This window comes from Faecalibacterium sp. (assembly GCF_052358865.1).
Classification (GTDB): Bacteria; Bacillota; Clostridia; order Oscillospirales; family Ruminococcaceae; genus Faecalibacterium; species Faecalibacterium butyricigenerans.
The window spans coordinates 45,839-60,029 of record NZ_DAWCVJ010000007.1 but is presented as its reverse complement, the minus strand read 5'-3'; the positions used below and the strand labels follow the sequence as shown (position 1 = coordinate 60,029).

General features: G+C 51.0%; 13 protein-coding genes and 1 riboswitch. Of the genes, 10 read left to right on the top strand and 3 right to left on the bottom strand.

The annotated features are described in order from the left end of the window. The coding region (locus ACT8X9_RS02595; RefSeq protein WP_444268023.1) for a recombinase family protein at positions 1 to 1,208 on the top strand (1,208 nt) is incomplete at its 5' end. 286 nt (positions 1,209 to 1,494) lie between these two features. Next, positions 1,495 to 1,878, top strand: a complete 384-nt coding sequence (locus ACT8X9_RS02590) for a hypothetical protein (RefSeq protein WP_444268022.1) — start codon at positions 1,495 to 1,497, stop codon at positions 1,876 to 1,878. Between the two features lie 283 nt (positions 1,879 to 2,161). Here the strand turns inward: ACT8X9_RS02590 and ACT8X9_RS02585 are convergent, their stop codons facing one another. Both ACT8X9_RS02585 and ACT8X9_RS02580 read right to left on the bottom strand, forming a co-directional pair. After that, positions 2,162 to 5,245: a glycoside hydrolase family 2 TIM barrel-domain containing protein gene (locus tag ACT8X9_RS02585; protein ID WP_444268021.1), complete on the bottom strand. Its 3,084-nt coding sequence runs from the start codon at positions 5,243 to 5,245 to the stop codon at positions 2,162 to 2,164. Between the two features lie 114 nt (positions 5,246 to 5,359). Continuing rightward, entirely contained in the window at positions 5,360 to 6,730 is a 1,371-nt protein-coding gene (locus tag ACT8X9_RS02580; RefSeq protein WP_444268020.1) for an MFS transporter, read from the bottom strand. A 249-nt stretch (positions 6,731 to 6,979) separates the two neighbouring features. Here ACT8X9_RS02580 and ACT8X9_RS02575 point away from each other — a divergent pair, with 249 nt between their 5' ends. Beyond that, on the top strand, positions 6,980 to 7,843 hold the full coding sequence (locus ACT8X9_RS02575) for a helix-turn-helix domain-containing protein (RefSeq protein WP_098924928.1): 864 nt from the start codon (positions 6,980 to 6,982) through the stop codon (positions 7,841 to 7,843). 209 nt (positions 7,844 to 8,052) lie between these two features. On the opposite strand, the gene ACT8X9_RS02570 is transcribed toward ACT8X9_RS02575, so the two are convergent. Beyond that, entirely contained in the window at positions 8,053 to 8,997 is a 945-nt protein-coding gene (locus tag ACT8X9_RS02570) for a DUF6017 domain-containing protein (RefSeq protein ID WP_444268019.1), read from the bottom strand. A gap of 295 nt (positions 8,998 to 9,292) precedes the next feature. On the opposite strand from ACT8X9_RS02570, the gene ACT8X9_RS02565 reads away from it, so the two are divergent. The 7 genes from ACT8X9_RS02565 (at position 9,293) to ACT8X9_RS02535 (ending at position 14,189) form a co-directional block, all read left to right on the top strand. Beyond that, positions 9,293 to 9,895 carry a Type 1 glutamine amidotransferase-like domain-containing protein gene (locus ACT8X9_RS02565; RefSeq protein WP_444268018.1) on the top strand — a complete coding sequence of 201 codons (603 nt, stop codon included), beginning with the start codon at positions 9,293 to 9,295 and terminating at the stop codon, positions 9,893 to 9,895. A gap of 76 nt (positions 9,896 to 9,971) precedes the next feature. Next, positions 9,972 to 10,412: a PPC domain-containing DNA-binding protein gene (locus ACT8X9_RS02560; RefSeq protein WP_444268017.1), complete on the top strand. Its 441-nt coding sequence runs from the start codon at positions 9,972 to 9,974 to the stop codon at positions 10,410 to 10,412. Positions 10,413 to 10,492: 80 nt separating this feature from the next. Then, complete coding sequence (locus tag ACT8X9_RS02555) at positions 10,493 to 10,963, top strand: GNAT family N-acetyltransferase (protein WP_444268016.1); 471 nt, start codon at positions 10,493 to 10,495, stop codon at positions 10,961 to 10,963. Positions 10,964 to 11,006: 43 nt separating this feature from the next. Beyond that, positions 11,007 to 11,813: an AAC(3) family N-acetyltransferase gene (locus ACT8X9_RS02550; protein WP_444268015.1), complete on the top strand. Its 807-nt coding sequence runs from the start codon at positions 11,007 to 11,009 to the stop codon at positions 11,811 to 11,813. 36 nt (positions 11,814 to 11,849) lie between these two features. Continuing rightward, on the top strand, positions 11,850 to 12,620 hold the full coding sequence (locus tag ACT8X9_RS02545; RefSeq protein ID WP_227620971.1) for a TraX family protein: 771 nt from the start codon (positions 11,850 to 11,852) through the stop codon (positions 12,618 to 12,620). Between the two features lie 130 nt (positions 12,621 to 12,750). Then, positions 12,751 to 12,849: riboswitch (TPP riboswitch) on the top strand. A gap of 94 nt (positions 12,850 to 12,943) precedes the next feature. Then, positions 12,944 to 13,588, top strand: a complete 645-nt coding sequence (locus ACT8X9_RS02540) for a Ykof family thiamine-binding protein (protein WP_227620972.1) — start codon at positions 12,944 to 12,946, stop codon at positions 13,586 to 13,588. A 1-nt stretch (position 13,589) separates the two neighbouring features. After that, positions 13,590 to 14,189, top strand: coding sequence for an ECF transporter S component (locus ACT8X9_RS02535; protein ID WP_444268014.1), 600 nt, complete (start codon positions 13,590 to 13,592; stop codon positions 14,187 to 14,189). Positions 14,190 to 14,191 lie beyond the last annotated feature (2 nt).

Sequence of the window (14,191 nt, the reverse complement as noted above, 5' to 3'; positions counted from 1 at the left end):
TCCTGAAAAAGAACGGTGTCCACCTGATTTCCGTTATGGAACCCATTGCCGAGGGTTCACAGGGCATTCTGGTGGAAACGCTGCTGGAAGGCATGGCAGAATACTACTCGGCAGAGCTGTCCGAAAAGGTGATTCGTGGTCAGACCGAGAACGCTTTGAAGGGTAAGTGCACTGGCGGTACGGGAACCATTGGCTATAAAATCGACGAGGACAAGTTTTATCATCTTGACCCGCTGACTGCTCCGCTGGTGCTGGAAGCCTTTCAGCGGTATGACAACGGCGATAAAATGGTGGAGATCGTAAACTTCCTCAACGACAAGGGGGTCCGCAATATGTTGGGCGGCAAAATGACCCACAGTAGTGTGAACACCATGCTGAAGAACCGCCGATACATTGGCGAACTGTCTTTCCGGGATATCGTTGTGCCGGATGCAATTCCGGTTATTGTTCCGAAAGACCTGTTTGACCGGGTGCAGAAGCGTCTGGATAAGAACAAGCGTGCCCCTGCCTGTGGCAAGGCAGACGAGGAATATCTGCTGACCACCAAGCTGTTCTGCGGTAAGTGCGGTGCACTGATGTTCGGCGAAAGCGGAACCAGCGCCACCGGACGCACCTACTATTATTATAAATGCGCCAACGTCAAACGGCGCAAGGGCTGCAACAAAAAGACCGTGCAGAAGGACTGGCTGGAAGATCTGGTTGTTCGGGAGACCATGAAGCTGATTCAGGACGATGCGGTGATCGACAAGATCGTTCAGCTCGTCATGGATGTCCAGAATCAGGAAAACACCACGATTCCGCTGCTGGAAAAGCAACTGCGAGAGGTTAACAAAAAGCTGGACAACCTGATGAAGGCGATCGAGGACGGCTTGTACACCCGGACAACGAAAGAGCGTCTGGAAGAGCTGGAAATCCAGAAAGATGAACTGATTGCAAAAATCGCAGATGAAAAATTGAAGAAGCCCAGCTTCAATGAGGATTTCATCCGATTCTGGCTGATGAAATTTAGAAAGTTCGATATTTCGAAGAAAAAGCAGCGGAAAGCGCTGATTGAAATTTTTGTAAATGCCATTTTTCTGTACGATGACCGGATGCTGATTACGTTCAACTACAAGGATGGCACCCAAACCGTCCGATTTGAGGACACTTTGACCGCCGATGGGGTGGAAGGAAAAAGTTCGGATTTGTCCAGTCTTACTGGACCATAAATACAACGATTTCACGTTAGAAATCGTTGGATTTTTTTGTTTATAGGCTGGCCTCATTTGGTTTTGACCACAATTTTAACCACAATGCCAACGATTTTATCTGGTCAATCGCAGGGGCAAGTGGGCTTTTTTGACGCAACATCATCTGCTGCGATATGCGAGCCAGCGTTGATGCCAACGATTTGAAAAGCTGGCTCGCGATAATTAGTGCTGTTCCGTCCAATTTTCAGGCCGAAAATGCCTCACTAAACAACTGGATCGCACTCTGCCGAATGGATTCCTGAACATGGAGATAATGCTCAGTCATCTCGGTGTCGGCATGGCCTACGATGCTCTGGATGGTCTGAATATCCACGCCCAACGCCTGCATACCACAGTTTTCGCAAAACTGCCAGCCTTCAAGGTGATCTTTCAGTCGATCCTTCATGTCAGCCGACCTCCGTCAACGAAGATGGGTGGCGATGCCGCAGCTTGGATAGGAGAGATGGTAGAAAACTTCCCGCTGGAGGCTCTTTCATCAGCCAATCCGGTTCTATCATTAGCCGATGAACCTGTGCAAAGGGGTGCGGATGAGCACAACCAGCAACTTTGCAGCCTGCAGGTTTTGCTAATAAAAACCTTGAACCGAAACAACTCATGTGTGTACGCCTCCTATCAAATTTTTGTGTAATTCTATATAGCTTTTGGGGAATGTGCTGATTATATCCTAAAAATTTGTATACTTCAATACGTTAAAGAAAGTTTGGAGAGCCATTCAAAGAAATGCTCTAAACAAAAGCGGAATGCGGTTATTTTGACATAGCAACGCTACTTATATAGAGCGAAGCACTACTTATAAATAGTGGTGTCAGGAATTGAGATTTTGTGATACCAAAAAAGACACCCTCGCTTTTGATAGGAATCTCATGCAGGAATGTCCATATCTCAACGCGAAGGTGTCTTAATAACGAGGGTCAGATGCCACGGAACGTAAAGGTGAACTCCACAGGCTTAGTCACATCAGGAATATACTCCGGGTGGACATTGGCACCCCAGCTGTCATCACCGCCGACGCCCATCTGCTCGCCGATGGCACGAATCACCGTGTAATGGACCGGGGGCAGCTCGTAGGGATGCTTGGCACTCTCCATTTCATGGGGAGTGTAGGGCAGCGCAGAGAAGAACATGGGCTTTGCGGCATCTGCGGTAAACAGCAGCCCGCGACCCTTGCGGTCCACTACCTTTGCCCAGCGCACAGCGGTCTTTGCGCCACACTCCTGCGGCACAAGGTACTGTGCCATGTTGTCTGCGACCTTGTTCTGGTAAATGCCCAGCTTTGCACCATGCTGACGATCCCAGTAGGTCTCCGCAGGGCCGTTTCCGTACCACTCCACCGTGTCGTAGTCAGCGTCGATCTTGAACAGTACGCCGAACTCCGGCATTGCTGCAAGTCCTTCCACCGGGTCATAGTGCAGGGTGGTCTGGATGCGGCCATCACCGAACACACGGTACTGCAGGCTGCACTCTGCTGCGGGGCTGGTCTGGAGGTTATAGAGATAGGTCACGACCACGCTGTCGGCTTCCACCTCGCAGGTGGGGTTCTGGAGGATTGTGCCGCCATGAACAGATGGAATCTCCTTGCCGATGCCCTTGGTGGTAGCGTACAGACTTGCCAGCTTCCACTGACCGCGAACGCCGCCCATGTTGTTGCCGCAGTCGTTGTCGGTGGGAGCGCGCCAGAAGTTGGGACGGGGGATCTCCTGAATCATCTCCTTGCCAGCATAGCGGTAGGAAGTCAGGCCGCCATTCAGATCGGAGAACAAAACATCGAAATTCTCGCCCCGGACACCGATGTTGTGTGTACCGTGTGTAACGGTAAACGGCGTGACCTTCTTGCTGGGAATGGAACGGACCACAGCGATCACACCCTGTCCAAAGGCGACTTCATGACCCTTCTTTGCCCAGCTGGTGTCCTCCTTCAAACGGAAGCTGATGGTCACTGCATATTCACCGGGGAGCGCAGGGACCATAAACGGCAGCGGGAAGCTGGAACGCTCTTCGGGAGCAACATCAATATTGGTCAGTTCCTGTTGCTGATACAACTTTCCATCACGATGCAGCAGTGCAACGCAGTCGAAAGCATCCGTAGAGGTGAACAGGTTCTTATTCCAGACTTCGAAGCCAGAGTTGTCGATGGAAATGGCGATGTTCTGATAGCAGAACTTGACCTCCTGCATCTTGGGAGAAGGAGCACGGTCACCACCGTAGGCAATGCCGTTTCCGCTGAAATTATAGTCGGTAGGACGCTCACCGAAGTCGCCGCCGTAGGCTTGGAACCACTTGCCGTAGCGGTCTTTTTTCCAGATGGACTGGTCGATGTAATCCCAGATAAAGCCGCCCTGATAGCCGCAGTCCTTCTGGTCGGCAAGTTCCGTGTACTTGTGCAAAGCACCGTTGGAGTTGCCCATAGCATGAGAGTATTCGCACTCGATATAAGGCCGCTTATCGCCCTGTGCCAGATACTCTTTAATGTCCTTGACCGTGCTGTACATATGGCTCTCAATATCGGTGGTTTCGAGGAAGCGGGGATCATTGACCACACCTTCGTAATGCACCAGACGGGTGTCATCAAAGCGGCGGACCATCTCTGCCATCTGGAGCAGGGTCTCACCACCAAACGATTCGTTGCCCAGAGACCAGATCAGAACAGCAGGATGGTTTTTGTCACGCTGGTAAGTGGAATTCATGCGGTCAAACAAGACAGCTTTCCACTCCGGCTTATCATTGGGCAAAACGCCCTCGATGCCGCGAATGCCAGCCTGATGGATGTCCCATGTGCCATGGGATTCCAGATTGTTCTCTGCGATCAGATACAGACCATACTCGTCGCACAGGTCGTACAGTGCATCCTGATTCTGGTAATGGCTGGTGCGGATGGCATTGATGTTGTTCTGCTTCATGGTGATGATATCCCGAAGCAGTTCCTCATGGGTGTGTACGCCCACAGCACGACCCGTAATGGAGCTGAACTCATGACGGTTGGCACCCTTGAACACGATGCGCTTGCCGTTGAGCAGCATCCGATTGTTCTTCAGTTCGAACTTGCGGAAACCGACTTTCTGCCCAGTCACCTCTACCAGATGGCCTGCATCGTCCAGCAGCTCGATTTCCAGTTCATACAGAGCCGGGTCCTCTGCACTCCACAGGTGGGGGTTCTCCACCGCATGGCTGAACAACGCAGAGCCGCCGTTCAGTGCGATTTTTTCGGAGAACACTTCCAGCTCACTGCGGCGCAGGGTCAGACGGGCTGCGCCCTTACCCTCCACCTGCAATGCAACTTCCAGCGTGGAATGAGTAAAATCATCCCCGGCAAACAGCGTTTTGACGGATATATCTTCCAGATGCACGGTGGGGATGGCGTACAGCCACACGCTGCGGAAGATGCCGGAGAAGCGGAAGAAGTCCTGATCTTCGCACCAGCTGGAGGAAGTCCACTTGAACACCTGCACGGCAAGTTTGTTCACGCCCGGCTGGAGATAGGGAGTCAGATCGAATGCGTGTGCGGAGAAGCTGTCCTCGGTGTAACCCACATAAGACCCGTTCAGCCAAAGAGCCATGCCGCTTTCCACACCCTCGAACTCGATGTGGACGGGCTTGCCCTGCATGGATTCCGGCAGCTCGAAGTATTTTACGTAGCTTGCCACCGGATTGAACCACTGCGGGATCTCGCCCGGCTGTACTTCTTCACGGCCATCCCACGGATACTGAACATTCGCGTACTGGGGAATGTCGTAGCCCTCCATCTGGATGTGTGCCGGAACATGAATGTCATCCCAGCCGCTGCAATCGTAATCCGTCTCTTCAAAGCCGGGAATGGCACTGGTGTAGTTCTTTGCGTAGGCGAATTTCCAGATACCGTCCAGCTTCAGCGCCAAAGAAGATGAGCCTGTCCGATATTCTTCGCGGGAAGCGTAAGTACGGAAACTTGCATGAGCATTCAGCACGTTTTCCTTGAAAAAGGTGGGATCTTTTACTTTTGCAAAATCAAATGCAGCCATAGTATTTCCTCATTTACCTTTTATAATTTTATAATATTTCTCCAGCCTCCCCGGAGGAATCGCTGGATTCCTCCGGGGAACAGCAGATGAAGGAGAAATGATAATGGCTTGTTATCAGACTGCTGCACGCAGCTTTTCATTTGCTTCTTCGACCTTCATACGAGAGAGAATGAAGGTGATGATGGCATCCAGAGCAAACGGAATCACAAGATACATGATCTTCAGCATCGAGATGCAGGATTCGGGCTGGACAGCCAGCGCACTATCGAAATGGCTTGCTGCCAGCAGCCAGCCGGTGATGGCAGTACCCAGACCGCCGCCAAGTTTTACGCCCAGAGAAGTGCAGGAGTACATCGTGCCATCCACGCGCTTATGATTCGTCAGCCAAGTATATTCAGAGCAAGCAGCAATCACAGCGTTCATATCGCCCTGCCAAGGACCCTGACCAAGAGCTGCGATTGCAGTAAAGAGCAGCATCAGGGGAACATTACCGCTGCCCATATAACCTGCCACAGCGACCAGTGCACGGGCAACGGTTGCCAGAGTATAGCTCATGACGTTCAGCTTGTACATTCCGCTCCATTTGGCAACCAGCGTCGGGGTGAATACCAGAGCGATGATCAGAGGAATATTGACTGCCCAAGAGAACACGCCAAACAGATTCTGGTTGCCGAGAATGTAGGTTGCATAGTAGGTGCCCATGCTGATCATGGCACCGTAGATCTGCTGCAAAATGTAGGTGACGCAAATCATCATATAATATTTGTTACCAGCAAGCAGCTTTGCAGCCTGAACCAGATTGTACTTTTCGTCCTGCTCGATTTCCTTTTTGTCGGTGGTATCCACCAATTCGCCTTCCGGCAGTTCCTTCACGGAGAAAACGGAGAGGGTGTTGACAAGCAGACCGATGATGGCGTAGATGATTGCAACAGTGCGCCAACCGGCAGCACCACCGCCCAATGCCGTAACAGCACCCAGCGTGATGGACTGGATGAGCAGGCTGGTGGCAAAGGCGAACATAAAACGCCAAGAACCCATCTCGACCTGTTCGGCACTGTTCTTCGTGACGAGAGCAGTCAGTGCAGAGTAAGCAATGTTGTTGGCAGTGTAGAATACAGCGTTCAGCAGAGTATATGCGATCAGGAACCATGCGTACTGTGCAAACTGTCCCAGATTGGTCGGGATGGCGAAAATTGCCACCAGCGTAATGGCACAGCCAATGTAGCCGTACAGCATCCAAGGACGGGCTTTGCCCATCTTAGAATGCGTTTTGTCAATCAAAGAACCAAAGAAAATGTCCGTCACACCGTCCAGCAGTTTGGAAACTGCAATCAGAGTGCCGACAATACCGGGGTTCAGGCCAACGGTGTTGGTCAGATAGATCATGGCGAAGGAGGACAGGAATGCATACACCACGTTGCCCGCAATATCGCCTGAACCATAGCCGACTTTATTATACCACTTTAGATAACGCTTCTCAGTCATTGTGCTTTCTCCCATCTTGCTTGTTTTGTGTGGGCGCGACCAATCTGCTGCGCACTTCAGACTGGAATTCTCATTACGCAAGTTGCCCAAATCTCTTGCGTTTCGTCTGAAAATATTATAGAATCTAATGGAACGAAAAGATATAGACAAGATGGAACAAAATATGCACAAAATCAAAGAGTTTGTGATTTTTTGATAGAACATTTCCCAAATCACTGTAAAATCTCTGAAGATGAGGAGGACGCAGGGATGTATTTCAACTCAGGATATTTGAACAACTCCCGTTTGGATTTCAAAGACTACTCAAAGCCGCTGGTCGTAGGCAGCTGCGGCACTTATCGCTTGAAAAAACGCCCTAAGCTACCTACTTTTTGGGCAAAGGGTCGCAGAGACTATCAAATCCTCTATGTGGCATCTGGTAAAGCACACTTCTGGTTCGATGGTGTTGAGGAAGTGGTGACTTCTGGACACATGGTGCTTTATCAGCCGAAAGAAATCCAGAAGTATGTCTACTATGTAGAAGATCATCCAGAGGTGTTCTGGATTCACTTTACAGGATATGATGTCAAAAACATCCTGAACTATCACGGAATACCCTTGGACAAGCACGTTTTTTACAGCGGCACACTGCCGGATTACAAAATGCTGTTCCGAAAGATCATCCGGGAACTGCAACAATGTGAATATGGCTATGAAGACTATATTGCTTCTCTCTTCAACATCATTCTGCTTTTAGTAAGCAGGCAACAACAGGAAAGCGAGAAAACAACTACAAGCATCCCCGAAGAAATCGAAGCCGCCGTTGCCTACTTCAACGAGAATTATAATACAAAGGTCAGTGTGGACGATTACGCAGAATCGCTGCATATCAGTACGAACTGGTTTATCCGTAATTTTAAGCAGTACATGAAAATAAGCCCTGCACAATACATCCTGTCCCTTCGGATGGTAAATGCCCAGAGCTTATTGGAGAACACCGAATACAATATTGGAGAAATTGCAGAGATCGTAGGGTATGATAACCCACTCTATTTTAGCCGGGTATTCAAGAAAGAGTATGGTGTCAGTCCGGCACAGTACCGAAAGAATCTGGAAGAATCTACTGAAAAATGAGAAAGATTCCTTATAAATAAGGAGAGTAGAACCATGCCGATAAAAAATGCGATCCACAGCCAACAAGTCTACGACCCAACAGATGAATCCATCATGGCAGAGCAGGAACTTTGCATGGAGCGGCTGTAATCGTGATGTGCGTGAGGCTTTCCTCGGTATAAGATTTGTAGAGCCAGGAAGACCGATAGGGCATCTTTTCCAGACCGATTTCACAGAGATAATGCTGCTCTTCTGAGATGTGCTTCTTCTTTTTCATACATTCTTTCGCTTGTATAATGCCGGGCAGATGTTCTTCGGCGGGGCTTCTTCCAAGAAAAATCACTCGTGAAGATTGAAACGGGAGTTTTACGGTACGCAGTGCCAGCAAGCAGATATTGTTTCATATTACGGATCGGATTGCTGTTCTCTGCAAGGCACTTCAGCACAAAGCGGATATGGTCGACGTTTAGCTTCATAAAACGGCTGCGTACCACCTCGGCGGGTTTGTCGTCTCCGGCAATGTGCAGCAGTTTGCGGTTGGTGGCACAGGTGTCCACCAGCAAATCTACGATCTGATAGATAGTATCCTCATCGTCCGGGCAGAGCCGGAGCAGAAGGTCCACCTCCAAAGAATGTGAAAAATATTCTTCGAGCAGTTCGCGATTCTTCATCTTCTCCGATTCGTCGGAAAGGATAAGATTCGTATTATTCATCTCTGTTTTATTCTCTTTCTTCTTAATACTTCGTGATTTTACCGGGTCTTGACAAGCGATTTTAGAGCCACAAGAATCGTCATTATCACGATTCTTGACACTCTCCTTTGAAGATTCTGCCGAAAAGTTTTTCACATACACCAAACATGGCTTTCCTTGCCCTCGACGTTTTCGTTCAATCAAACCAAATTTTTCAAGCTCCCGGAGCAGTCGGGTCGCTTTGTTGTCTGCGCAACGCAAAGTCCTCTTGACATCCTCAATCGTGAAGATGATGAACACTCGCCCTTTTTTGTCAAACCATTCGTTTTTAACAGAAAGGCTCATACGGTCAAGAAGGATGCCGTACAGAGTTTTGGCATCGGTTGACAGATCTTGAAACCGCTGCTCCTGAAAAAGAGCCTTTGGAATGCGGAAGAACGAAAAGAGTTCTCCGGCCTGTCCGTAAAAATAGTCAAGGGTCATACAATTCCGTCAAGAATGAAAAAACAACGATGATTCATTGACATGGCTAACAAATCCTCCTTATAGATAATTCGTGCAAACAAAAAGCGCAACTTCGATTGATGAAAATCGAAATTGCGCGATGTAACTTAGCCGGGGGAGAAAGGTCATTTGTCAGGTTCATTTGACCACAATTTTGACCCCCGAATCCGGGCAGGGGAGAAATGCTCGTCCGGACAGTTTCTTCTTTACAATGTAGTTCAATGTGGTATACTGAACGCAACAACTCAGAATTTATATATAAAGGAGAATATTGATGAAACTGTTTTTATGTTCGCACTTTTCAAGTGTAGGAAGTCTGATAAAGGAAGAAATTGATAACAAGAAAGTCGCATTTATTCCCACAGCTTCGCTGCGTGAAGGCTATACCGGTTATGTCGGCTCGGCTCGAAAGCTATTCAATAAACTGGGAGCAGCCGTAACTGAAATTGATATTTCAACGGAGGCTTATTCAACGATACAGTCTGTTTTTGAAGATGCGGATGTGATATATTTTACCGGCGGAAATTCTTTTTTCCTTATAGACCAGCTCCGTAAAACGGGAACGGATGAGCTGTTGAAGAAAGAATTGGCAAAGGGAAAACTGATGATTGGTGAATCGGCAGGTGCGATTATATGCGCTCCAAGCATCCAATATATCGAGCAAATGGATGAAAAGCCGGAGGACTACTCACAAGAAGATGATGCAGGGCTTGATTTGATTGATTTCTATGTTCTTCCGCATTATCTTACAGCACCATTTAAGAAAGTTACCGAGAAAATAATGACTGAGTTTTCGGATTTGAATCTATGCCCAATTAACAACCGTCAGGGAATTGTAATTGATGGTGAAGGTTCAAAGGTTATTTGCAAAGACTAATTTGAAAATTCCAGTTTGCGCACTTGTTCCTGACAAGAGGCAGATCATAAAAATACATAAAAGGAGACGCTTTACGATGGAATTCAAACGCTTTGGCAGTAAGATCATTGTCCGCATCGATAAGGACGAGGAGATCCTTGAAAAAGTAAAGGAGCTTGCGCTGAAGGAAAACATCCGCCTCGCCGCCGTTCAGGCACTGGGCGCCACCAACAGCTTTACGGTGGGCGTGTACAATGTGGCGGAAAAGAAATACTACGCCAACACCTTCAGCGGCAGCTTTGAGATCGTTTCCCTGACCGGCACCATCAACACCATGAACGGTGAATTTTACACCCACCTGCACATGAGCGCCGGGAACGACAAGGGCGAGGTGTTCGGCGGACATCTGAACCGGGCAGTGGTCAGCGCCACCTGCGAGATGGTGGTCGATGTTCTGGACGGAACGGTAGACCGTGCGTATGACCCTGTTACCGGGCTGAACCTGTTTCAATTCCAGTCTGATAAAGAGAATGTTTAAGGATGGGCTGCCGGTGGATGCCGACATAGGAACCACCGCGGAAAACGGGCAGCTTTGAAAAAGCTTTGAGGGAAAGTGAAATGAAGATTCGGAAAGCAGAGGAAAAAGATATTCCAAAACTCCTTGCCCTGCTGGGGCAGGTATTGCAGATCCATGCAGAGATCCGCCCGGATATTTTTATTCCCGACACCACCAAATACACCGTCTGTGAACTGGCAGAGCTTCTGAAGCAGGAGGAGAAACCCATCTACGTTGCCGTAGACGAGGATGATGTGTGCAGAGGCTATGCCTTCTGTCAGATGCAGGAGCAGCCTTTTTCCACCAACATGGTGCCCTTCAAGTCGTTGTTTATTGATGACCTTTGCGTTGACCGGCAGGCACGGGGGCAGCATATCGGTGAAAGTCTGTTTGAATATGTGAAGCAGCAGGCAAAAGAACTGGGCTGCTATGAAGTGACTCTGAACGTCTGGGCAGGAAATACCCCGGCAGAGCACTTCTACGAAAAGATGGGCATGAAAACAAAGGAACGGCAGATGGAGTACATCCTGTGAATCGGGTGAGAGCAAAAACGCGATGTGAAAAAGGAGAAACCGCATGACATACACAAAACAGACCCTCCAGCAGGATCTTGCTGCCATGGGGCTGACTGGCACTGAGACCATTCTCATCCACTCCTCCATGAAGTCCATTGGTGCTGTCGAGGGCGGTGCAGACACGGTTCTGGACGCGCTGATGGAGTTCTTTGCGGAGGGTCTGCTGTTGCTGCCCACCCACACATGGCAGTTCATCGATCAGGACCACCCGGTGTTCGATGTCCGCCGCAGTCCCTGCTGCGTGGGCATCCTGCCGGAACTGTTCCGGCAGCGGCCCGGGGTAGTGCGTTCTCTTCATCCTACGCACAGCATCGCGGCCTGCGGCAGGGGCGCAGCAGAATATCTGGCAGGGGAACTGGAAAACAACACCCCCTGCACCCCCGGTGGCTGCTACGACCGTCTACGGGCGGTCGGCGGAAAGATCCTGCTGCTGGGCGTCAGCCATGCCCGGAACACCTTCCTTCACAGCGTGGAGGAGGTGCTGAACGTCCCCAACCGGCTTACCGACAAGCCCTTGCAGCTCACTGTGGTGGATGAAGCCGGGGCAGAGCACGCCGTTTATATGCGCCGCCACTACAATGCGCAGCAGCCCCACATCTCGGAGGATTTCGTCAAGCTGGAGCAGGCGTATCTGGACTGTGGCGCAGCGAAAAACACAAAATTTGGCGACGCGGCGTGCATCTTGTGCGACGCGAACGAGCTTTTCCGAGTGACACGGCACGTCCTTGCCCCTGCCCCGGAGGCGTTTATCACCGAGCCGGTGATCCCGGCGCAGCGCTGGAAGGAGCTGTGCACGGAAACACGATAAGAGACAGGATCCCGACAAGAGAAAGAGGAGAACAGAATGCAGACATACAGCCGCAGACCTTCTGCTGTCAGCCGCTTTGAGCTTAGCGCAGCAGCACTTCATATCATTGCCATGGCATTGATGCTGATGGATCACCTCTGGGCGACCCTTCTGCCGGCGCAGGACTGGCTGACCTGTGCCGGGCGGCTGGCGTTTCCCATCTTTGCATTTATGGCGGTAGAAGGCTACTTTTACACCCGAAACCTGAAGCGTTATGCCCTGCGGCTGCTGCTGTTTGCACTGCTTTCGGAAGTGCCCTTTGACCTGATGTATGGCGGGACATGGTTCTACCCGGTGCACCAGAACGTGATCTGGACGCTGCTGCTGGGGCTTTTGGGTGTGCATCTGATGGAAACGGTGCGCAAAAAGCAAAAGCTCTGGGTCTCACTGCCGGTGTGTGCCGTAGTAGTGGCAGCGGGAGCGCTGCTGGGAACGCTGGGTATGACGGATTACTACGGCGCTGGCGTGCTGACGGTGTTCGCCTTCTACCTCTTCCGGGGCCGGAAATGGTGGTGCCTGCTGGGACAGGCGTTGACCCTGTACTGGATCAATGTGGAGCTTCTGGGCGGGTTGATGTACCCCATCCGGCTGTTCGGCATGGAGTTTGAGCTTTGCCAGCAGGGGTTTGCGCTGCTGGCGCTGGTGCCCATCTGGCTGTATCGCGGGCGGCAGGGCTGCCACAGCAAACCATTCCAGTATGCCTGCTATGCCTTTTACCCTGTGCACATGCTGGTGCTTGTGCTGGCGCTGAATTTCGTGAACCGATAGACATCGCCAGAAGCCCATGAACGTCTCCATGATCACAGTGGAAGCCGCCACCCTTCATCAAAGTGCAACAAATATTTGACATTTCTGCACGGCTGCGGTATGCTATGCAGTGGCAATAAAAAGAGAATCATCAGAATGCTGGAGGGGCCTTATGCTGAGAGGGTTCACACCCGACTCCCTGCACCTGATCCGGATAATACCGGCGTAGGAAATGCATTTCTGCTGCTTGATACAGTGGGCCGTTGGACTCGCTGGCAAGGGGGATGCTTTCCGGACGAAAAGCATCCCTTTTATTTTGCACAAACAAAAAAGAAGGAAAGACTATGAAAACTGAAAACTGCTGTACCGGCTGCAACCGTCCGGACCTGCCCTGGGCAGGCCGTGGCACGGAACTGCCCATTGCAGGCTGCCGCTTTACCCTGTACCCGATGTCGGATAAATACATCGAGATCATTCTGGGCGCGCTGGAAAAGACGGACACCTCCGCCGTGTGGAGCGAGACGGATGCCCTTTCGACGGTCTACCGCGGCAAGCTGCCCTATGTGGCAGACGCTGTACAGGCCCTGTTCCTGAACGCTTACCGCCCCGGCGTCCACATGGCGCTGGAAGGACAGTTCTCCAAGGGCTGCCCGGGGGACGTGTCCGGGGATACGGTGCTGAATCGTGAGGGCGAAGCCCCCAATGCAGAGCTGGTGAAGGACATCCACTTCCCGGTCCACTGCAAGCTGGCTCTGTATCCGCTGGGCGATGCCCAGTATATCGACGAGATCGCCAAGGTGTGGTATATGGCACAGGAGGAGGGCCTGAACCCCAAGACCATTCACTACGCTACCCGCATTGACGGCGACGTGCAGGATGTGTTCACCTACCTGACCCATGTGTGTGAGCGGATGGAGAATGCCCCGGCAGTCCACCACTATGTCCTGCACTTTACCATGAACTGCAACAGCCCGACGGAGGAAAACTAAAATGAATACGAAGAATTGGAAACTGAAAGATGTTCTGTTGATCGCCATCAGCGCCGTGTTGTTTGGCGTGGTCTACCTTGGCTGCACCTACATCGGCGGCGTCCTGTACGGGATGCTGACCCCGTTCGGCATGGCCTCTCTGGGCTATGAGCCGTTCTACGGCATCTACTTCATGGCAGGTGCATTCGGCATCTATGTCATGCGCAAACCCGGCACCGGCCTCATCGCGGAGCTGCTGGCGGCTGTGCTGGAGTGCCTGTACGGCAACTATTTCGGACCCATCATCATCCTGTCCGGTCTGGTACAGGGCCTTGGCTTTGAGCTTATCATTGCGCTGAAACGCTACAAAAAGTTTGACCGGATGACCATGATCCAAGGCGCAGTCATCTGCTCTGTCCTCACCCTGATCTACAACCTGTTCATCAGCGGCTACAGCAAGATCGCGGTTCCCGTGCTGGCCATCATGCTGGTGGTGCGGATCATCAGCGCCATCGTCTTTGATGGCTTCATCACCCCGATGCTGGCCGATGGCCTCGTCAAGGCAGGCGTCCTGAAGGGCTATGCTGTGGCACAGGGGCAGGACATGGATCTGGAGGACTAAGG